Annotated in this window: 18 protein-coding genes; all 18 read right to left on the reverse strand. The window is 36.5% G+C overall.

The window, feature by feature from the left end; genetic code table 11:
- Positions 1–8 precede the first annotated feature (8 nt).
- The 18 genes from IEU51_RS08415 to IEU51_RS08500 all read right to left on the reverse strand — a co-directional run bounded on the left by IEU51_RS08415 (position 9) and on the right by IEU51_RS08500 (position 21,479).
- Positions 9–1,253 carry a restriction endonuclease subunit S gene (locus IEU51_RS08415; protein ID WP_186088504.1) on the reverse strand — a complete coding sequence of 415 codons (1,245 nt, stop codon included), beginning with the start codon at positions 1,251–1,253 and terminating at the stop codon, positions 9–11.
- Positions 1,246–3,819, reverse strand: a complete 2,574-nt coding sequence (locus IEU51_RS08420) for a type I restriction-modification system subunit M (protein WP_186088503.1) — start codon at positions 3,817–3,819, stop codon at positions 1,246–1,248. The genes IEU51_RS08415 and IEU51_RS08420 overlap by 8 nt, the downstream gene beginning before the upstream one ends.
- Before the next feature lie 76 nt (positions 3,820–3,895).
- Positions 3,896–4,390, reverse strand: coding sequence for a hypothetical protein (locus IEU51_RS08425; protein WP_188349297.1), 495 nt, complete (start codon positions 4,388–4,390; stop codon positions 3,896–3,898).
- A 22-nt stretch (positions 4,391–4,412) separates the two neighbouring features.
- Complete coding sequence (locus IEU51_RS08430; RefSeq protein WP_186088501.1) at positions 4,413–6,029, reverse strand: N-6 DNA methylase; 1,617 nt, start codon at positions 6,027–6,029, stop codon at positions 4,413–4,415.
- Between the two features lie 355 nt (positions 6,030–6,384).
- Positions 6,385–6,825, reverse strand: a complete 441-nt coding sequence (locus IEU51_RS08435; protein WP_186088500.1) for a hypothetical protein — start codon at positions 6,823–6,825, stop codon at positions 6,385–6,387.
- Positions 6,826–6,873: 48 nt separating this feature from the next.
- The gene (locus tag IEU51_RS08440; protein WP_186088499.1) at positions 6,874–7,239 is read right to left on the reverse strand and encodes a hypothetical protein; all 366 of its coding nucleotides are present in this window, start codon (positions 7,237–7,239) and stop codon (positions 6,874–6,876) included.
- A gap of 407 nt (positions 7,240–7,646) precedes the next feature.
- Complete coding sequence (gene gatB, locus IEU51_RS08445; protein ID WP_186088498.1) at positions 7,647–9,077, reverse strand: Asp-tRNA(Asn)/Glu-tRNA(Gln) amidotransferase subunit GatB; 1,431 nt, start codon at positions 9,075–9,077, stop codon at positions 7,647–7,649.
- Positions 9,078–10,556, reverse strand: coding sequence for an Asp-tRNA(Asn)/Glu-tRNA(Gln) amidotransferase subunit GatA (gene gatA, locus IEU51_RS08450; protein WP_229713936.1), 1,479 nt, complete (start codon positions 10,554–10,556; stop codon positions 9,078–9,080).
- Between the two features lie 20 nt (positions 10,557–10,576).
- Positions 10,577–10,870 carry an Asp-tRNA(Asn)/Glu-tRNA(Gln) amidotransferase subunit GatC gene (gene gatC, locus IEU51_RS08455; protein WP_186088496.1) on the reverse strand — a complete coding sequence of 98 codons (294 nt, stop codon included), beginning with the start codon at positions 10,868–10,870 and terminating at the stop codon, positions 10,577–10,579.
- Between the two features lie 55 nt (positions 10,871–10,925).
- Complete coding sequence (locus tag IEU51_RS08460) at positions 10,926–12,125, reverse strand: CamS family sex pheromone protein (protein WP_186088495.1); 1,200 nt, start codon at positions 12,123–12,125, stop codon at positions 10,926–10,928.
- Position 12,126: 1 nt separating this feature from the next.
- A complete protein-coding gene (ligA, locus tag IEU51_RS08465; protein ID WP_186088494.1) occupies positions 12,127–14,097 on the reverse strand; it encodes an NAD-dependent DNA ligase LigA in 1,971 nt (656 codons plus the stop codon).
- A gap of 8 nt (positions 14,098–14,105) precedes the next feature.
- Complete coding sequence (pcrA, locus tag IEU51_RS08470) at positions 14,106–16,256, reverse strand: DNA helicase PcrA (RefSeq protein ID WP_186088493.1); 2,151 nt, start codon at positions 16,254–16,256, stop codon at positions 14,106–14,108.
- On the reverse strand, positions 16,256–16,930 hold the full coding sequence (pcrB, locus tag IEU51_RS08475; protein ID WP_186088492.1) for a heptaprenylglyceryl phosphate synthase: 675 nt from the start codon (positions 16,928–16,930) through the stop codon (positions 16,256–16,258). The genes pcrA and pcrB overlap by 1 nt, the downstream gene beginning before the upstream one ends.
- Positions 16,931–17,070: 140 nt before the next feature.
- Positions 17,071–18,369: an adenylosuccinate lyase gene (gene purB / locus IEU51_RS08480; RefSeq protein ID WP_186088491.1), complete on the reverse strand. Its 1,299-nt coding sequence runs from the start codon at positions 18,367–18,369 to the stop codon at positions 17,071–17,073.
- A gap of 16 nt (positions 18,370–18,385) precedes the next feature.
- Positions 18,386–18,583: an NETI motif-containing protein gene (locus IEU51_RS08485; RefSeq protein ID WP_186088490.1), complete on the reverse strand. Its 198-nt coding sequence runs from the start codon at positions 18,581–18,583 to the stop codon at positions 18,386–18,388.
- Complete coding sequence (locus IEU51_RS08490) at positions 18,573–19,193, reverse strand: DUF2179 domain-containing protein (protein ID WP_186088489.1); 621 nt, start codon at positions 19,191–19,193, stop codon at positions 18,573–18,575. Before IEU51_RS08490 ends, IEU51_RS08485 begins: the two co-directional genes overlap by 11 nt.
- Before the next feature lie 4 nt (positions 19,194–19,197).
- Positions 19,198–20,034 (reverse strand): ammonia-dependent NAD(+) synthetase, encoded by an 837-nt coding sequence (gene nadE / locus IEU51_RS08495; RefSeq protein WP_186088488.1) that lies wholly within the window; start codon positions 20,032–20,034, stop codon positions 19,198–19,200.
- On the reverse strand, positions 20,034–21,479 hold the full coding sequence (locus IEU51_RS08500; protein WP_186088487.1) for a nicotinate phosphoribosyltransferase: 1,446 nt from the start codon (positions 21,477–21,479) through the stop codon (positions 20,034–20,036). Before IEU51_RS08500 ends, nadE begins: the two co-directional genes overlap by 1 nt.
- Positions 21,480–21,521 lie beyond the last annotated feature (42 nt).

Consider the following 21,521-nt stretch of genomic DNA (forward strand, 5'->3'; position numbering starts at 1 on the left):
CCCCCTTTCTAAACAAACATATCGTTTAGATACCCTTGTTTTAAATTCTCTAACTTAGCTAGTTTCTTTTCTTCGATAGAGATTTGATTGTCTAAATTCTTAAAGAACTGTCCAATTTTTTCTTGTTCTTCATTTGATGGAATAGGAAATAATAATTCCATTGCTTTTGTTTTTGAAATATTGTATCTAGAAATCCCTTGTGCTAAAAGAATAAATCTTTTTCTTATTTCTGGTGATCTAAGCATATAAGCCATGTAATAAGGGTTCAGATTTATAGTAGGTCTAAACCCAAAGCAAAAACTGTTCAGATATACATTTGGTCTATTATAAAGCCACACGGAAGACATCCCTACTTCATTAGGTGTTTCAGAGGAAACTGTAAAAAATATATCGCCATATTCAACTTCTGTCTGATTTTCATCAACTTCGACTTGAGCTGTCTGAGTACTTTTGGCTATAGGATTATCAAATACATTCATATAAGTGACAAATTCAGCTTCACCATGACCAAAATCTTTTTTAGATTTACCTGACAGACCAGTAAGGGATCGACCCATATCTTTCAATTTGTACTCTTCCCATGGCTCTGTAAATCCTTCAAATCGTTTCTTTGGATATTTTTCTCCTTCTTTTGGAAACATCTCAGAAAGATAAGCAGATTTAAGATCTTTTACTTTATTTACTTTTGATTGTTGCAATTGAATCATTTTATCGATTTTTTCAAGATAAGAACTTATCTTATTTTGTTCAGTTAATGTCGGGAAATAAACTACAGCATTTTCAAGATCAGTATTATATAAATGAACAACTGATGACCCTTGAGCTCTCCTAATTAATTCTTTTTTTCTATCATCGTTTGATATTGATAGTGCTAGAAACAAGGGATTATGATTTTCTATTAGATGCATAATATTTAAATCTCCACCTAGGATAATTCCTTTTTTTGATACAAATGAGGCTCTAGCAATATCTTCTGCTGTTTCACCTGATGAAGGAACTATCACTTCTGTTCCCTTACTATAAATTGTATTTTCTTTAGGTTTTGCATAAGTGTCTACATCACGAATAATTATTTCATAATTTGTATACATTCTTCCATATAATATAATAGGAGAACCTTGTTCTAATAAATCATTTTTAGAATATCCTCTACCTTTGCTAAACCTAACTATATTTTTTAATTTATATGGAATCCACTCATTGTTTTCAAATCCCTCAAATCTTAACTTCGGTACCAACTTTTCTTTACTCACTATCTGTCACCACCAATTGACTAGTCATTTCTTTAAAGCTGTCTTCAAGCCTTTTGTATTCAGCATCTAAGTCATCTAAAGTATCTTTGTATCGTTTGTCTAGTTCTTTTAAGATATCTAACTCTTCTTTCAGTGGTTCCTCAATTAAACGAATCATTTCTTCTACTAAATCACCAAACCATCTTTTATACACTAGTTGATCAATTTCTTGATCCGTTAATTCCAAAATACGGTTTTGCACTTTCATATCGAGTGCTTGTGTTTTTTCACGTATAGTTCGATTAGTTTTTGTTCGTTTAGATAGCAAATCTAGAACTCTTTGAACTAATTCATATTCTTCAGTATTTTCTTCATAGTTTTTAATTTCTTTGCGAATGTTTCCAACAGTAAATGAATTCTTGCTTGCGTTTAATGATTCACCAAGAATTTCATTCTCAACAGAATCCTCCACTTGGGCTGATTCAACTAGCTCATCAAGTTCTAACTCAACTTCACTCATCTTTGCTTCAATTTCTTCAATCAGATTCGCCTCTTCTTCATAGAGTTCTTTACGAATTAAATCAATTGGTACTAGCGTACCAATCCAACCTTCTTGCTCTTCACGTTTGTTTTTACCTGTTCCTTTAGTCACGATATTTGGTTCTCTTGAGCGACCTAGTTCATAGAAATCACCTGCTGATATTTTCTCTACATCTTCTGTTAGATAATTTTCCCATAGTTCAGCGACTAACTGATAACCATCATAAATATTCAAATGCTTAAAGTTGGTAAGGATTTCCTTAATTTCTACTAACATTTCTTCCATTAATGGTCGAACATCTGCTGGGTCATCTACTTGTTTTAAGGTTGGCCAGTAATGGTTGATATAATCAGTAATTCGTTCATTCATTTCAGCTGCTTTTTCTTTCATTTCTTCATTATTTAAAACACTTTCAGTCAGCTTATCTATTTCTTGATTTAACTCAAAATAATTTGGTCGAATTTCTTCTAAAGCATTTTTTAAAATAGTCGGTGCAACTTCATTTAGTACATGGAGGTTTTCGATGTTTTCTTTTGGAATTCCACCGTATAAATGTGCATCTACATCATGAGGGATCTCTTCATCTGGTTGCACTACATAGCGTGGGATATTTAGATTATATTCATTCTCAATGATTTCTTCTCGTGAGACATTATAACTGTATCCCTCTATTTCTTCCCTTGAAGTGTACGTATCTACAATCTTTGCGATATCTTTTTCTTCTAAGACATTTTGTTTTCCTACTTTAATAAAGTTTTTTGATGCATCAATCATTAAAACAGGCTCATCGAGTGCTCGGTTTTTCTTTAAGATCATAACGGTTACTGGAATACCTGTATTGGTAAACAAGCTTGAGGGCATGCCAATAATCGTATCAATGTAATTTTTCTCTAATAGGCGTTGACGAATTTCACCTTCTGCACCCCCACGGAATAATACACCATGTGGTAAAACAATCGCCATCGTTCCTTCTTGACCTAAGTGGAAAAGTCCATGAAGTAAGAAAGCGAAATCTCCTCGACTTGGTGGTGGAAGTACTCCAGCAACTTCAAAACGCGGATCACTCACTGTTAAGTCAAAACGATTCCACCCTTTTACAGAATATGGTGGGTTCATGACTACTGCGTCGAATTGAACTCCCTCATTTGGTCGTTCTGGATCTTCTGGCCAATCCTCAGCCAAGGTATCCCCATTTTTAATCGTCATTTTTTCAGGACGAACTCCATGAAGCAGTAAGTTCATTCGTGTTAAGTTATAAGTTGCTGTGTTCTTTTCTTGACCATAATAAGATAGATTCCTCTGTTCATGTGTATCTAAATGTTTTGCAACAGTTAAAAGTAATGATCCAGAACCAACTGTTGGGTCATAAATCGAACGAATTTCTGATGACTTCGCAACAATTCGAGCCATTACTTCACTTACTTGCTTTGGTGTGTAGAACTCTCCAGCTTTCGCACCGGACTCCATCGCAAACTGCCCAATAAGATATTCATAAGCATCTCCTAAGATATCACCTTTTTGTAAAGCAACCATGTTTAAGTCTGCAAACAATAGAATTAGGCGCTGAATATTTCGACTACGCTCATTTAAATTACTTCCTAAAGCTGTATCGGTCAAATCGATTGTTGAACTAGAGAATAAGCCTTTAAAATCATCTGCTCCTTCTTCTATAACAATCGTACGCTCAAAGTTATGTAGACTATCTGTTACTTTTTGTACTTCAAATTCCCCATTATTAATATCCATTAACCAAGTTTGATATAAGTATTCTGGTAAAACATAATAACCAAGTAAACTTTGAATCGTATTATTTAATGCATCCCCATAAGCATCATGAGCTTCTTTATATGCCTTAACTAATTCTCTTTCGCTCATATCATTGCCTAACTGTGAACTTTCTTTAAACGTATTAAGAGTTTTATCACTTAAAAATTTGTAAAACATTAATCCAAGCATATAGTCTTTATAGCGACTCGCATCCATTGAACCACGTAATTCATTTGCGCCATCCCATAAACGACTTTTAATTTCTTCTGAAGTAATCATAATTTTTCTCCTTTTCGTTATGCCAATATTTTTGTAATAGTAATTAACTGTAATACCCTATATTAATATCCAGTTTTTAAATAATATTCTCTTCAAGAGCTCTTTTAAAGCTAGATTTTGTAATTTTTAATTCTCCCGATTGACTTAAAACTCGAATTAGTTCTGGATATACATCTGGATTGTTTTCTATTTGTGCAATTATACTTGCTTCATCTTCTAATCCTTTTACTTTGTGTGGCATAGGTCCTACAAAAATATAATCATAGTGATCACTGTAGGCTAATCTATTAAAAGGAAATCGTTTCACTTCTTCATAGCTGATAATTAAGTCAAATCGTTTAGAATCGATTCCAAGACTTGAAGCTATTCCACGAAAATCTTTTTTTCGAACTTGACTTTGACCTATTACAAGTATTTTACCTTCTTTTTCTTGAATATAATTGTTACTGGATTCGTAGTCTATAGGTAATTGGCTTATATAATAGTTTAGTTGTCCTTGACGGTTGTGATGAACAATTTGATTTTGTATTTTCTCTGTAACATCTGCAATTAAAACTTCCAATTCTTCCATACTTAACACGTCGTCCATTATTCTAGACCTCCTTAAACCAACTACTCATCACTTCATCTTTTTCATCTTGAATTATCTCTAAAGAAAGTTGAAGCTGATTAATTTTTTCCAAATATTCTTTAGTCTTTTCAGCAATTTTATTTTGAAGTGTCAGCGTCATATACGGAATGTCTATATGAAGTAAATCCTTCTTATTTACTCGTTGAATAGTTGCTCCACTGTAAGTAGAAGATAAATATTTTTGTCCCATTTCACTTTGGAAATATGCGAATAAATAATATGGATTCCAATCTTTATTATTCACACGAATAACAAAGAAATTTTCATCCACGAAGCTGCGTATATCCTCTTCCTCTTGATATAAGGCTACATTTAGCTTAGAACCGATTCTTGTAACAATTATATCGAGATTTTTTAATTCTATTAGTTTTGGTATTATTTTATTTACAAAATCACCGTCTAATATTTGACCGTTTTTAACATGAGAAAGTCGAATTAATTGCATACCAGTGTTTTCAGCTGCTGAATATTCATCAATTTCTTGCTTTCGAAGTGGACGACTATTTAAAATAACAGCAATTTTCTCTAGCTTTGTACCTCCTTTTAATTCAGGAAGCAAATAAAATTCTGGACTTAACCGACCTTCTTTTAATACTTTCTCATTTGGAACATCTATTTTTATATTATCTGAATTGATAATTTTCTCTACATCTTTTTCTTCAAGTAAACGAACACGTCCTGCATTTGAATATACATCTGATGCATCAGTAAATCGAATGGAGTCATTTCCATGGCTTAAGACCAACATAAAAGATGGAATTCCAGTTCCAGTAAGAATACCTGCAGGTAAGGCAATGACTTCCTCAATGTAGCCTTCACGAATAAAATGCTCTCTTATTTTTTCATCTGTCTTTCTCATTTCAATTCCTACAGTGCTAATAACTACCGCGCGTCCCCGTTCTTTTAGTTGATTCATTATTAGTGAAATAAATCCCCAATCAGAATTCTGATTAATTTCAATACCTTCAAAAATATACTTATCTTTTCGACGTAAATTCAGTGGGAACTCGCTAAATATTTGCTCAAACTTCTCTTCAGGATTTTTTTCAAAATACTCAAATATATCTGCTCGAATGATTTCATCTCTTAACATAGTACCATGTTCTAGCCACAACCTAAGAATTGATAATTGATGTGTTAATTCATTAATTTCAATTCCTTTAATGATTTTTGCCTTATTTTTTAGAGCTTTACTTAACATTGCGCCATTTCCGGAACAAAAATCAGCAAATTCATTATTTGTAAAGTCAAAGTAAGAACTTGCTAAACTTAAGATTGATTCATTCGAACTTGTAAACATCATTTGTGGTGTGTAATCAACCATATTAAGATAATCTAGAAGTAGTTGACTGATGTCCTCTATTTCAAAATTATTTGATAAGAATAGTTCAATAGAGTCTAACTCAGTCTCTGATAACTCACGCATAAAGTTATTTTTGATACCTATTTTTAATATCTCACTCTCTGGTTCTAGTTTTTCTAAAGCTGTTAAATAATAATAGCTTAGTACTATTAAATGTTTTTCAGATTGAATATTTCTTTGGTTTTTATTCCATAGTAACCTTAATTCTTCGCCCATTTATCTTTCCTCCTTTTAACTTATAATTATGGTAACATTACCTTTTTTTCTTGTCAAATGTTAATATTACCTTTTCAAAAACATTTTTATGGGACCATCAAATATAACGTATATTTAGAGACGATTTCATCTTATATACATCAAGGCCTCTAAATGCTTCTCTCAATAGTCGTATTTAGGTCTTTTTTTATAGTTCATACTTGATACATAAAAAAATACACGCCTAGTACTGAATTTTTGTCCAGTACTAGGCGTGTATTGATTTGATAGCCTCTATTGCTAGCAAAATTAATACTTGTTTTTATTTTTAGCTTTTTGCTGTCTTTCCCTGTGTTCTCTTTGCATTTCTTTAATACTAAACATCGGTTTCTTTCTGTTGTTCAACTTCTTTTTTCTGCAAAGTATCATGAATTCGCTGTAGATTTAAATCTTCAATCCTTATATCTAATAACTCAGCAATCATCTCTTTAAGCTTATCTGTTGTGATTACTAATTCTTCTTCTAGTATGAGCAAATTTCGTTCTTTTAGTATCATAAAATAAGCATTTAAATAGAATAAGTTAGTTGGCTCTTCTATTGTAAAGTTATTAATCTCTATACTAGTAACGGAATAAAGAAACTCACCGAAATTTTCTGTATCAAAAGATGTGTCAATTGCACCTTCAACATTAAAATTAGATTCTGGATCTGCAATCCCATTTCTTAATGACTCGTAAGTTTTAGGTATTTTAACCATCATTTCATCATCTAACGGATTCATTAAGTAGGTTTCTACATAGTTTACTTTCATCTTCATCTTCTTTTCTCTACCTCTTTTTCCATAGAACTAGACTCATTTGAAGACTCAAAATAAATAATTATTAAAATCTTTTTCAATTTCATTTGCTTTGTACTTTTGTATTGATCTCCAGAAAGCTTTAGATAAATCCAATTGATGTTTTTCACCGTAGGCAGTAATTGGTTCATTTAACATAATAGAAACTCCTACTTCATCTTCTACAGCTTTATGAGCAAAGAATAGCTTATCATAGAATGTTTTGAAGGTTACAAAATCATATTTACTATACTTTAAGAAGTTTTGAATAATTGGTTTAGCATAAATAACTTCAATACTTTTATTTTCAATGAATTCATTTAATAATTCTCTCGAACTCTCTATATCTTGAACATTTTCAATTACAGAAGTTAATAAATCGTTTTGGCTTTCCAATCTTTAATGTCTTTAATGTCTTTAATATCTCATCACTGCTGCGGCATCATTCCTGGAATCAAAAGGATTCGATCCAAAAGTTATCGAAGGTGGCATGAAAGCTATACAAGAAATAAGAAATTAATAATTAAATTAATGCACGATGCTTTACAATATGTTCTAAAAAGAAAAAACCATTACCATTTTTGAAGTAGTAATGGAAATTGTAATGGTTTATAGCAATTGTAAGCAAAGCTTTAGAATTAAAAAAGGCTTCCTACCAGCCTTTAGAAGCTGTTAGGAAACCTTTTTTCAATGATAATCCAACCATTCCCATATTTACCGCGAAATTGTCACCAATCCTTCCCTTCAACTCACCTAAAACAATCAAAAAAACTCTCCGAAATCGTTTCGGAGAGTTTCTCTAATTATCTTTTATTGATTTCTTCAAGTAGGATTTTGTTTACCATTTGTGGGTTTGCTTGTCCTCTTGATTTCTTCATGATTTGACCTACTAGGAAGCCGATTGCACGGTCTTTTCCTTCTTTAAAGTCAGTGATTGATTGTTCGTTTTCGTCTAAGACTTCTGTTACCATCTTAGTCAGTGTTTCTGGATCTGAAATTTGTTCCATACCAAGGTCTTTAGCTGTTTGTTTCGCGCTACCGCCTTTAGTGATGAGTTCAGTGAATAAGCGTTTTGCTTGTTTACCAGAAATTGTGCCATCTTCAATTAGCTTGATCATTTCAGATAAGTTTTCTGGAGTGATTTTCGTATCTTTAAGTTCCACTTGGTTCTTGTTCAGATACTCTGTCACACTTGTCATGATCCAGTTTGATGCAAGTTTTGGATCTGTTCCAAATTCTTCTACCATCTGGTTGAAGAAGTCTGATGTCTCAACTGCTAATGTTAAAATATTCGCGTCATATTCAGGCAATTTATATTCATCAACATAGCGTTTCTTAAGCACATCTGGTAGTTCTGGAATGCTCGCTCTTACGCGTTCTTTCCACTCTTCAGAAATCGTTACAGGTCCAAGGTCTGGTTCTGGGAAGTAACGGTAGTCATCCGCATGTTCTTTTACACGCATTAAAATTGTTTCACCTGTTTTTTCATCAAAACGACGTGTTTCTTGTTTAATTTCTCCACCCGCAAGTAATTCAGCAGCTTGGCGTTTTTCCTCGTGTTCTAAGCCACGTCGTACAAAGTTAAATGAGTTTAGGTTTTTCAATTCAGTTTTTGTACCAAATTCATCTTGACCGTATGGACGAATCGAGATGTTTGCGTCCGCTCTTAACGAACCTTCTTCCATTTTTACGTCTGATACACCAGTGTACTGGATGATCGAACGTAATTTCTCAAGATAAAGGTACGCTTCCTCAGGTGTTCTAAGGTCTGGTTCCGAAACGATTTCTACTAACGCAGAACCGTGTCTGTTTAAGTCAACAAGTGAGTGATCTTCTTTATGGATTGATTTACCAGCATCTGCTTCTAAGTGTAGACGCGTGATACCGATGCGTTTCTTTTCACCATTCACTTCGATTTCGATCCAACCATTTTGTCCGATTGGTTCTTTATCTTGTGTGATTTGGTAAGCACTTGGGTTATCTGGGTAGAAGTAATGTTTTCTGTCAAAACGTGTGACTTCAGGGATTTCCATGTTTAGTGCTAATGCTGCTTTCATTGCATATTCTACTGCACCTTTGTTGATTACTGGTAATGCACCAGGATAACCCAGCTCAAGTACAGAAAGGTTTGTGTTTGGCTCTGCACCAAAGTGTGATGGTGCGCCAGAGAATGCTTTTGAGTTTGTGTTGAGTTCTACGTGAACTTCAAGTCCAATGACTGTTTCAAAGTGCATTTATTTAACCTCCATTTTGAGATTATTTAATTCATCATGAAGATTATATTTCTCTTCAAATTTGTAAGCTGCGTTATAAATCGCCGCTTCATTATAGTGATCCGCTAAAATTTGTAGTCCGATTGGAAGTCCTTCTTCAGATTTACCGCATGGGATACTCATTGCAGGAATGCCTGTCATGTTAGCTGGAATCGTTAATACGTCGTTTAGTAATGACTCAACATCATCCACTTCACTATTCTGTGTACCACCTTTAAGTTTCGGTGCAACGCCTGTCGTTGTTGGTCCAATAATTAAGTCATACGTTTCAAATAATTGTTTGAAGTCTTCGATAAACACACGGCGCATTCTTTGAGCTTGTACAAAATACTCATCGTAATGACCGGATCCAAGCACGTACGTTCCAAGTAAAATTCTGCGTTTTACTTCTTCTCCAAACCCTTCACTTCTCGTCTTCATGTATAACTCATCAAGATTCTTAGGGTTTTCTGCGCGGTAACCATAACGTATACCGTCGAAACGTGCTAAGTTAGAGCTTGCTTCACTTGAAGCGATTAAGTAGTACGCACTCACACCGTATTTTACATTAGGTAAACTTACTTCTTCTACAGTTGCACCCAAGGATTCAAATACTTTCACTGCTTCTTGTACTGCTTTTTTAACGTCTTCATCTGTACGCTCATCTAAGAATTCTTTTGGCAATGCAATTTTCTTACCAGAAAGATCTTGGTCAATTGTGCTTAAGAAGTCTGCTTCTTTATTAGCACTTGTAGAGTCTCGCACGTCTTGACCCGCCATTTGTTCTAAAACAAGTGCGTTGTCTTTAACCGTTTTTGTGATTGGTCCGATGGTATCAAATGATGAACCAAATGCAACGACACCAAAGCGAGATACGCGGCCATACGTTGGTTTCATACCAACAACACCACAGTAGCTTGCTGGTTGACGGATAGATCCGCCTGTATCTGTACCTAATGCATAAGGAACAAATCCTGCTGCAACAGCTGCTGCTGATCCACCTGAAGATCCCCCAGGTACATGGTTTAAGTTCCATGGGTTTGCAGTTACTTTATAGAAAGAGCTCTCGGTTGTAGAACCCATCGCAAATTCATCCATGTTTAATTTACCAAGTGAAACTGAGTTTGAACTTTCTAATTTTTCAACAGATGTTGCTGTGTGAATTGGATAGAAGTTTTCTAACATTTGGCTCGCACACGTCGTGAGTACATCTTTCGTGTTGAAGTTGTCTTTGATACCAAATGGAACACCGAATAAGGCGCCATCCATCTTGTCTTCATCTTGAAGTGCGTCTAGCTCTTTCGCACGCTCTAACGCTTCTTCTTTTGTAATCGTGATGAAAGAGTTGACCTTATCTTCATCTTTCTCGATTTTTTCGTAATATGCGTTAACCACTTCAGAAGGTTTTAACGCTTTTTCTTTAATTTTGTTAACGAGTTCTTCGACTGTTAATTCGTGAATGTGAGTCACATTAAATCCTCCTAAGATAACATATTGGGTACTTTAAATTGTCCATCAGCTGTTGATTGTGAATTCTTAAGTGCATCTTCTTGTGATACTGCACCATCTACAACGTCTTCACGTGTCACATCAAATAGTTCGATTGGGTGAGTCAATGGTTCAACGTCAGATAAATCGAGTGCTGCTAAGTCTTTAGAATGCTCAATAACTTCTTCTACTTTTTCAGCTAAGATATCGAGTTCTTTTTCGTCTTTAATTTCTATGCGTGCTAGGTTTGCGATATGTTGCAATCCTTTTTTATCAATTTCAGGCATTGTAATCCTCCATTTCACTACTTCGTAATTATAAATTTTATCAAAAAATACGTGTTTATTCCATAATGTACATCGATGTTTTGCCTTCTTTGTCCGAGGTGATAATCGAATAGACGTTATTTTTATCTTGTACCTTCACTTCAACTTGTGTATTTGGGAAGTATTTTTCTACGAGTGATTTCGCGTATTGAGATAAACCAATCATCTCTCCACGTGATTCATACTCTATTGGAATTTCAATTTCCAAGTTATCGAGATCCCCATCTTTAATATGTCCGCGACCAACTGAAGTTGTGAATGACTTAAAGTAACTGCTTAAATCTCTGTTAAATGCGTTGTAATTTGAGCGCAGTTCTTCAGAAATTTCTTCGTTATTAGAAGGTAACAATACATTTTGCTCGTCGATATCTATGAATTTAGAAATCTCGTTTTCTCCAGGTTTTACAACCGCATAAGAAAGAAAACGTCCTGGAACGATATCTGTGCTCTTAGACTGAGAATAGATCGCAAATACCACTGCTTTGTCGACGTACTCATTATTTGCACGAAGTCGATCTAACAGTTCTCTTGCCATCTCTTCACCTTCTTTTTTCGCATCTTCTATATTAATATCTTCGCTATATGTCGTACCATACTGTTCTTTTTGATAAAGGTGCTCACTATTCATTGCGAGACCAAATGTGATCCCTTCAAAATTAGTGTTTCCTTCCTCATCCACAGTCAGATAGTTTTGCTCTAAGATATGAGATAAGTAAAGTGGCGTATTCTTTGCGATGACCTCAGGATCTTCTTCTCCCTGTTTTGAAGGGTTTAATCCTAAGTTACTGAACGCACCACTTTTAACAAGTTCTTCTTCACTCATTGCATCAATTTCATCTTTCGTAAATTGACGTCTTAAATAAGCTCGCGTCATGTCTTCCGTTAAGATTTGACCCTCTTGGAATATATAATCTTCGGTAGAATACACATCCTTAGAGATTTCAAAAAGCCCTTCTTCAAAGTCTTCCATGTTGTATGATGACACCATGTTTGTACTCGTAAGTCCGCGGCTCTTAGAAAGTTTATATGGAATTGCTGAGCGATAGTATTCGTCTCCTTGGCTATCTGTAACTGTGTCCGCAACATTTTCTTGTCGTTTTGTCGACACGTTCTGATCGGTATTCTTTTTACCCGCGTTTTCTACGTCCACTGACGTCTGAGAACAGGCAGATAAAAACAAAGCACCCATGATGAGTAACATGATCATTTTTTTCATATTACTCACCCAGCCTTTCTAGAAGTTCTGCTTCACTCCACACTTCAATTCCGAGTTCGTTCGCTTTTTCTAGCTTAGAACCTGCGTCACTCCCTGCAACGACAACGGTTGTATTTTTCGACACACTGCCTGTTACTTTACCACCGTTTTCTTCGATACGTGACTTTGCTTCGTTTCTAGTCAGATTTTCAAGCTTACCAGTTAAAACAAATGTCATGTCATTAAACAGATTACTTTCCTGTTCGAAAGCTTCTTGTTTCATTTCTAGTCCATTTTGTTTAAGCTTCTCAATTAAGTCTACGAAATCATCGTTCTGTGTATAAGTAACCACAGATTGAGCGATCACTTCGCCAATTTCTGGAATCTCGACGAGACGTTCTGCTGTTGCTTCCATAACGTTATCAATAGATAGAAACTCTTCTGCTAAAAGTCTCGATGCTTTTTGACCTAAGAAACGAATGCCTAGACCAAACAACACTTTCTCAAGCGGTTGTTTTTTTGAGGCTTCAATCGCATTTAAAAGGTTTGTTGCTTTTTTATCTCCAACACGGTCGAGTTTAATTAAGTCCTCATATTTTAATGTGTATAAATCCGCAACATCTTTAATGAGTTCCGCTTCATATAGCTGGATCACAAATTTTTCGCCAAGACCGTCGATGTTCATGGCACCGCGAGACACGAAGTGAATAATGTCTTCAACGATTTGTGCAGGGCATGTTGGGTTAATACATCTGATCGCTACTTCATCTTCAAGCTTAACCGTTTCATGACCGCATGACGGACATTTCGTCGGTGCTTTGTACACTTCTTGGTCTGTACGCTTATCCATGACCACACGAACAACTTCAGGAATGATATCTCCTGCTTTATGAATGATTACTGTATCGTTGATACGAATGTCGCGTGCTTCGATTAATTCGTGGTTATGAAGACTCGCCCTTGAAACCGTCGTTCCAGCCACACGCACAGGCTCTAGAATCGCTGTAGGTGTAATTACACCCGTCCGTCCTACTGTAAGTTCAATGTCTAAAATTTTTGTTTCTACTTCTTCAGCAGGGAATTTGTAAGCAATTGCCCACTTTGGTGAACGTACTGTATAGCCAATTTTCTCTTGTGCTTCTAGATTGTTGACCTTGATAACAATACCATCAATTTCATATGGTAAATCGAGTCTGTGCGCTTGCCAATATTCCACGTATTCAATCACTTCATCGATATCTTTAGCAACTTTACGTTCTTTGTTGGTCTTAAATCCTAAATCATCTAGCGTTTCTAAAGATTTGCTTTGCGTATCGATGTCAAATATCTCTTGACGCGTGAGTCCGTATAAGAAGATAGATAAGTTACGCTGTGCAGTGAGTTTCGTATCTAATTGACGCAAGCTCCCAGCTGCTGCGTTTCTTGGGTTTTGGAATACTTGTTGTCCATTTTCTTCACGTGCTGCATTTAGTTTCTCGAATGAATTCTTAGGCATATAGGCCTCACCGCGCACTTCAAAACTACTCGTTGCATCGATTTTAAGCGGAATCGCACGAATCGTCTTCAAGTTTTCAGTGATATTTTCTCCGACTGTTCCGTCTCCACGTGTCGCGCCTACTGTGAACCTGCCATTCTCATAAGATAAACTCACGGCTAATCCATCGATTTTCAGTTCACACATGTACTCCACGTCAGAAATCACTTTACGCACACGATGATCAAATGCACGTAAGTCTTCCTCATTGAATGCATTACTTAAAGATAGCATCGGTGACGAGTGTTCTACTTTTTCAAACCTATCTAATATCTGTCCTCCAACACGAACCGTTGGAGAGTCCTCCGTCTTATACTCAGGATATTCCTTCTCAAGATCAAATAACTCGCGTAAGAGCTGATCATACACAGCATCAGGAACCGTTGGTTTATCTAGTACATGATACTCATAATTATATTGTGTTAATTGTTCTTGTAACTCTCTGATTTTTTCTTTCATTCAATCATTCAGTCCTTCTTTTTGATTGGCGCAAAATTAGCGAGTAATCGTTTTGGTCCAACCTGTTGGAATATGATATCCAGTTCTTCATTATCTCCTGAACCCTTCACTTGAGTGATGAGTCCGTCACCAAATTTCGGATGCGTTACTTTATCTCCAACCTTGAATGACACACCATCGTTATTTGTAAACGTGCGTGTTGCACGACGCTTTGGTCCAGATGCGATGTCACGTTTAAACGCCGAATTATGCTCAAGTAACTCTTCAGGAATTTCCGTTAAGAATGTACTCTCTTGTGTGTAGTTAGAACGTCCATATATGGTTCTTAATTTTGCGCGAGATAAAATCAGACGATCCTCAGCGCGGGTTATTGCCACATACATCAGGCGTCGTTCTTCTTCCATCTCCTCGTCTGTATCCATCGAACGGTTGGATGGGAAAAGACCCTCCTCAAGACCGGCTAAGAATACAACTTTGAACTCTAACCCTTTTGAGGCGTGAATGGTCATGAGTGTTACGCGATCTTCACTGTCGATGTTATCTTGATCGGAAACGAGCGCCATGTCACTTAAGAAGTCAAAGAGAAGATCATCAGAAATTTCATTTGCTCCGTCGAATTCTTTCGTTACGGTCTTGAACTCTTCTAAGTTCTCGATACGTGACGTGCTCTCAAGCGTGTTTTCTCTTACGAGCATTTCTAGATAACCTGTGTCATGCAGGATTTCATCTACAAGTTCTGTGATAGACATAAACTTCGATTTTTCTTTCAACTGATCAAGCGTTGATAAAAGGACTGCGAGCTTATTTGCTGTCCCTTTAGGAATTCCAATGAAGTCTGCTTCTTTCATTGCGTCATAGATACTCGTACCAAGCGTGGCTGCATGATTTTCTAAAATCTCAATAGTCTTCGCACCAATTCCACGCTTTGGTGTGTTGATGATACGCACCATCGCGATGTCATCAAATGGATTTAGGACTACTTTCATGTAACTCATTAAATCTTTAATTTCAGCACGTTGGTAGAACTTCATACCGCCGACCATGTTGTATGGCATGCTTGACTTAACAAGTGCATCTTCAATCGCACGAGACTGAGAGTTCGCACGATATAACACTGCCATATCACGATACTTGAAACCTTCTCTGTTTAACTTCTGCATCTGGTTGACGATTTCAGTACCCTCATCACGCTCGTTATCTGCAGTGATCATCATGATTTTTTCACCGCGACCGCGACTTGTTCTTAAGTTTTTCGGCTTACGTTCTGTATTATTTTCAATCACTTTGTTTGCAGCATCTAAAATAATTTCTCTAGAACGATAGTTTTCTTCGAGCATGACTACTTTTGCATCAGGGTAATCCGATTCAAAGTTTAAGATATTTGAAATATCTGCACCACGGAATTTATAGATAGACTGGTCACTATCCCCTACTACACAAATGTTTCTAAACTGTTCTGCTAACATTTTTACAAGCTTGTATTGTGCGTGGTTTGTATCTTGATACTCATCCACATGAATGTATTGGAATTTATTTTGATAATAAGACAATACATCTTTATGTTTTTCAAACAATTCAATGGTCAACATGATTAAATCATCGAAATCAAGCGCGCTATTTTTAAATAATGTTTCTTGATAGTCGTGATATACGTTTGCCATCAGTTCATCGATGTATGTTGTTGTTAAGTCACGCGCTTCTTTTACTGTCACAAGCTCATTTTTATTGCTAGAAATATAATTTAAGAATTGGCGTGGTGGATAACGTTTTACGTCAATATTTCTCTTTTTTAATACGTCACGTACAACACTCAGCTGGTCTGTTGTGTCTAGAATCGAAAAGCTTTTGTCATATCCGATTTTATCGATATCACGACGTAAGATTCTTACGCACATTGCGTGGAATGTTGAAATCCACATGTGTGACGTATCTTCTTTAATCAACTTGTCCACACGTTCACGCATTTCTTTTGCTGCTTTATTTGTAAACGTAATCGCTAAAATGTTGTATGAAGGAACATCTTTCTCTTCTAAAAGATATGCGATGCGGTGCGTTAAGACACGTGTCTTACCACTCCCTGCACCTGCCATGACAATTAAAGGACCGTCTGTTGTCACGATTGCTTCTTTTTGTTCTTTATTCATCATAGATAAATCCATTATTTAGACCTCGCTACTGTTTTTAATGCATTTTTTAAATCGTCATAAATCGCATTGCCCACTACAATGATATCTGCGACTTCACTGAACGCTTCAGCTTCCTCTTTATTTTTTATGCCGCCACCGTAAATCACTTTTGAGTGTTCTAAAGTCTCTTTAATTGCTTTGACTGTTTCTATTTCACCAAGCGTTCCACTATATTCAATGTATATATACGGGAATTTATACAGCTTGTCCATCATGTGTAGAGTAGACGTGAGTGCATCCTCCGGCGGAAGATATGCGTTGCTCTTTTTAAACGCTTTTGAGTCTTCGTTTAAAATAATATATGGGAATAAACTAATTTCCTCAAAGTCGATGACCGGAAAATGGTCTTCTAATGCATCTACAAGAATGCCGTCACGATATTTCATATCGTTTGTATTAAACACACTCGGAATAAAGTAATGGTCAAATCCTTGAGTTACAGAATCCGTGTCTGTCACCTCTAATGCTAACGGGACACTATATCTACGTACACGGGCAAGTAAATCAAGCACATTATCTTCTGTGACTCCATCCGTGCCACCTACTAAAATTAAATCTGTGCCACTCTCGCACACTTTTTGTAGGTTTTCATCTGAAATCTCTTTATTTGGATCTAGTTTAAATATATGTTTTACGTTACTCAGCATGACAATCCTCCGTACAAAATCAATAGTCTAATTATATCATCTTTCAGTAGTATACACTAAACCTGCCATGTGAGTTTCTCACGATTTCTATTACTTTTTAAATTAAAAAACCGAAAGCTAAGAAAGCTTTCGGTGTACATTTATTGTTCAAGACCTGTACGTTTAAAAATTGCATCGACACGTTGTAAATGATACGTGTCATCAAATGTTGCTTCAATCTCTTCATCTGTGAGAGCTTCCGCAATCTTAGACTCTTTCTTAATGAGATCTTTCAGAGGTTTTTGGTGTTCCCAAGCTTCCATCGCATTTGGTTGCACCGTATCATATGCCTCTTCTCTAGACCACCCTTTGTTGATTAAAGCAAGCATCACACGTTGTGAGTTTACTAAACCAAATGAACGGTCGATATTCTTTTTCATGTTGTCTTCAAACACAACTAGGTTTTTAATTAAGTTAGAGAACCGGTTCAGCATGTAATCGAGTGCAATCGTCACGTCTGGTAACATGATTCTCTCAGCACTTGAATGCGAGATATCGCGTTCATGCCAAAGTGGAACGTTCTCGTATGCTGTCGTGATATACCCACGAATGACACGAGCAATTCCCGAAACGTTTTCTGAACCAATTGGATTTCTCTTATGCGGCATGGCACTTGATCCTTTTTGACCTTTTCTAAACGCTTCTTCCACTTCACGTACTTCTGTACGTTGTAAGTGTCTCACTTCAACCGCGAACTTCTCAACAGATGTTGCAATTAACGCTAAGACTGCAATGTAATGTGCATGACGGTCACGTTGTAATGTTTGAGTGGATACTCTTGCATAATCGAGTCCTAAATTCTTACATACATACTCTTCCACTTCTGGTGGAATGTTTGAGAAAGTACCAACCGCACCACTCATTTTTCCGACTTCAACTTCTTGTCTTACCTGCTCGAAACGTACTAAGTTACGTTTCATTTCTTCATACCAAAGGGCCATCTTAATACCAAATGACGTTGGCTCAGCATGAATACCATGTGTACGCCCCATCATGAGTGTATGTTTGTGTTCAATGGCCTTATTTTTTAATACCTCAATAAATGTTTCAATATCTTTTTGAATGACATCGTTCGCTTGCTTAATTAAGTATCCTTGCGCTGTATCTACGACGTCCGTTGACGTGAGTCCGTAATGAACCCATTTCTTTTCTTCGCCAAGTGTTTCAGAAATTTGTCTAGTGAACGCAACAACGTCGTGACGTGTTTCCTGTTCAATTTCTTTGATGCGGTCCACATCGATGCGCGCATTTGGACGAATATTTTTAACTTCATCCATTGGGATTTCTCCAAGTTCTGCCCAAGCTTCAGCTGCTAAAATTTCAACTTCTAACCACGCTTTAAACCTGTTTTCTTCTGTCCAAATTTGTGCCATTTCTTCTCTTGTATAACGAGAAATCATTCTGATACACTCCTAATTATTCTTCTATTAATTTGCCTTCAAAAATAATTTCTTGATGGCTGACTTCAACATTTTTTCCACGTTCGATAAAGACAGGCTTCTCAAATCTGGCGACTGGCGTATAGCCTTCATTTCTCATTTCTTGTAGAACATCACTGATTGACTTGCCTTCTTCAACTCTAAACTTCTTTTTCTTTGGTTTCTTATTTGCCATTTGGTGTACCATCCGTTGAAATTTCGTCTAACACTTCTTCAACGTGTTCTACTTCATATTGTTCCACCTGACGACTTCTTATGCCTCTTGTCCAGAATCCACCGTGAATCGTACGCGGTTCATAGCTAATTATAAATGCTTTTGGATCTAGTTCTTTAATAGTTGCAATGAGTTTTTTCTCATAGCGACGTGGTGTTAAAATTTGAAGGTTTGTACGCTCTCCGTCACGCCCATATTGATAGCCATGCGTAACACCATAGCCTAGATCACGTAACATCATTGGCAGGTCTTTATCTTTTTCAGCTGTAATTGCATTTACAACTAAATAACCAAGTGCGAGCTTCTCTTCGATTTTGATTCCGAGTAAAATACCGATACCGAAACCAAATGCATATGCCGCAATATTTTGTGGCTTATCTAAGTTGTCGAGCACGAGTCCAAGACCCATGATATAGATGAACGTCTCACATACACTGAGTGATGCTGCAACGTATCGATATCCTTTTAATGTTGAAATTGTACGCATTGTAAGAAAAGATACGTACGCGATATTAATGACAAATATCGTAAGTAGCATGAGCCACTGGTTTTCTGAGATTGCTTGTAGCATCTACTCAGTCCTCCAATTCTTTTGGTAGTAAATATCTATTGTATGGTAACACACGTTTATGACTAGAGCGTCGATAATGACCAACGATTGTGTCATAGTCTTTTTTAGACACTTCTTTCCCTTCAAGAAAATCGTCAATCGCATCGTAAGAAACTCCTAGCGCTTCTTCATCTGCTTGCATGGGTTTATCAGATTCAAGATCTGCCGTTGGCACTTTTAAATACAGGTGCTCAGGTGCTTCTAAATGCTCTAAAATCTGTCTTCCTTGGCGCTTATTTAAGCCAGTGAGAGGTGTGATGTCTGCTGCACCATCTCCGAACTTCGTGAAGAATCCAGTGATGGACTCAGCTGCATGGTCAGAGCCAAGCACAATACCACTTGTATGTGCGGCAATCGAATACTGAACCTTCATGCGTTCACGTGCTTTTTCGTTACCTTTGACGAAATCGTTGATATATACTCCCGCTTCATTAAGACCTTTCACACTCGCATCTACAGCGTCTTTGATATTCACTTCAACCGTGCGACTCGGGTTAATGAATTTTACTGCATCGAGCACATCTTTACGGTCTTGTTGTTCGCCATATGGTAATAGAACGGCGATAAACTCATAAGTAGTGTGTTTGACTTCATTATTTAACTCGTCCACAGCGATTTGTGCTAATTTTCCGAGTAACGTCGAGTCTTGTCCACCACTTATTCCAAGGACAAGCGTTTTGATGAAAGAAAATTCTTTCGTATATGCTTTTATAAAATCAATGATTTCTCGCGTATCGACTGCAGGGTCAAAGTGACTTTTTACGTGCAGTGCTTCAATAATACGTTGCTGTTGTAAGTTCATTAAATATCCCTTTCCGCGAGTTCCTCGATCAGTTCCTGACGGTCTGTCCAAAGTTTAAGTGACAAGTCGACAGGATAAATTTGTGGATTGACGAGACGTCTGTTTTCTTCCCAAAGTTCTTCTAATCGATCGATTCTCACTTGTTTAATTTCTTCAATCGTACGTGTTTCATAAACGAGTTCACCATCTACGAAAATGTCATTTAGTTTTTTCACTGGTGTAAAATTCTTAACGTATTTTCTCTTAACTGTATGCACTGGGTCAAACATAAAGAGTTCTTTAGACGTGTCGATCTCTTCACCTACACGCGTGATATAATCCCCTTCAGATTTACCCGTCTCATTGTTAATGATTCTGTATACTTCTTTTTTACCAGGTGTTGTCAGTTTCTCAATGTTGCCTGAAATCTTCATACGGTCAACAAGTTCACCATCAACTTCTATCGCAGAGAGTTTATACACTGCACCAAGCGCTGGCTGGTCGTACGCTGTAATTAGTTTCGTACCAATGCCCCATCCATCAATTTTTGCTCCTTGAGATTTAAGAGAAAGAATGGTCATTTCATCTAAATCATTGGAAACAATGACTTTCGCATTTTTATATCCTGCTTCATCGAGCATTTTTCGTGCAATTTTTGAGTAATACGCAATATCTCCAGAGTCTAATCTGATTCCGATAAAGTTAATTTTATCTCCCATTTCATCGGCAACTTTGATTGCATTTGGAATTCCAGATTTAACAATATCGAATGTATCGACTAAGAACACACAGTCTTTATGCGTTTCTGCATATGCTTTAAATGCGCTGTAATCATCGCCGAATGCTTGTACCATCGCATGTGCGTGTGTACCTGAAGGTGTGAGTCCAAATTTCTTCGCAGCACGGACATTTGATGTACCGTCAAAACCACCGATGACTGCAGCACGCGCTCCCCAAATTGCTGCATCAAATTCATGCGCACGTCTCGTACCGAATTCCATGAGTTGATCATTTGGAACGAGTTCTCTTAGTCGACTCGCTTTGGTTGCAATTAACGTCTGATAGTTAATAATATTAAGTATTGCTGTTTCCATCAATTGTGCTTCAGCTAGTGTCGTATCTACTTGAACGAGGGGTTCGTTGTTAAACACAACTTCACCTTCGTGCATCGCACGAATCGTTCCTGTGAATCTAAACTCTTTTAGATATGAAAGAAATTCTTCTTCATAACCTAACGTTTCTAAATACTCAATATCTGAATCTGTAAACCTTAATTCTTTTACATAATCGATAATGCGTTCGAGTCCAGCGAAGATTGCGTAACCATTTGTAAATGGCATTTTTCTGAAGTATGCCTCAAACACAGTACGTGTATTATGCATGTTTTTTAAATAATATGTTTTAACCATATTGATTTGATATAAATCTGTGTGTAACATAAAACTGTTGTCTTCAAACTTTTTCATACTGCACCTCAATTTTGAATTTCGTACTAATCTATTACATAA

This window comes from Phocicoccus schoeneichii, from assembly GCF_014635565.1.
In the GTDB taxonomy this organism is placed as follows: domain Bacteria; phylum Bacillota; class Bacilli; order Staphylococcales; family Salinicoccaceae; genus Phocicoccus; species Phocicoccus schoeneichii.

Bases quoted from the DNA above. Each gene is read 5' to 3' on its own strand.
- IEU51_RS08420 (WP_186088503.1), bottom strand. From the start codon at position 3,819: ATGATTACTTCAGAAGAAATTAAAAGTCGTTTATGGGATGGCGCAAAT.
- IEU51_RS08425 (WP_188349297.1), bottom strand. From the start codon at position 4,390: ATGGAAGAATTGGAAGTTTTAATTGCAGATGTTACAGAGAAAATACAA.
- IEU51_RS08430 (WP_186088501.1), bottom strand. From the start codon at position 6,029: ATGGGCGAAGAATTAAGGTTACTATGGAATAAAAACCAAAGAAATATT.
- IEU51_RS08435 (WP_186088500.1), bottom strand. From the start codon at position 6,825: ATGAAGATGAAAGTAAACTATGTAGAAACCTACTTAATGAATCCGTTA.
- gatB (WP_186088498.1), bottom strand. From the start codon at position 9,077: ATGCACTTTGAAACAGTCATTGGACTTGAAGTTCACGTAGAACTCAAC.
- gatC (WP_186088496.1), bottom strand. From the start codon at position 10,870: ATGCCTGAAATTGATAAAAAAGGATTGCAACATATCGCAAACCTAGCA.
- IEU51_RS08460 (WP_186088495.1), bottom strand. From the start codon at position 12,125: ATGAAAAAAATGATCATGTTACTCATCATGGGTGCTTTGTTTTTATCT.
- ligA (WP_186088494.1), bottom strand. From the start codon at position 14,097: ATGAAAGAAAAAATCAGAGAGTTACAAGAACAATTAACACAATATAAT.
- pcrA (WP_186088493.1), bottom strand. From the start codon at position 16,256: ATGGATTTATCTATGATGAATAAAGAACAAAAAGAAGCAATCGTGACA.
- pcrB (WP_186088492.1), bottom strand. From the start codon at position 16,930: ATGCTGAGTAACGTAAAACATATATTTAAACTAGATCCAAATAAAGAG.
- purB (WP_186088491.1), bottom strand. From the start codon at position 18,369: ATGATTTCTCGTTATACAAGAGAAGAAATGGCACAAATTTGGACAGAA.
- IEU51_RS08485 (WP_186088490.1), bottom strand. From the start codon at position 18,583: ATGGCAAATAAGAAACCAAAGAAAAAGAAGTTTAGAGTTGAAGAAGGC.
- IEU51_RS08490 (WP_186088489.1), bottom strand. From the start codon at position 19,193: ATGCTACAAGCAATCTCAGAAAACCAGTGGCTCATGCTACTTACGATA.
- nadE (WP_186088488.1), bottom strand. From the start codon at position 20,034: ATGAACTTACAACAGCAACGTATTATTGAAGCACTGCACGTAAAAAGT.
- IEU51_RS08500 (WP_186088487.1), bottom strand. From the start codon at position 21,479: ATGAAAAAGTTTGAAGACAACAGTTTTATGTTACACACAGATTTATAT.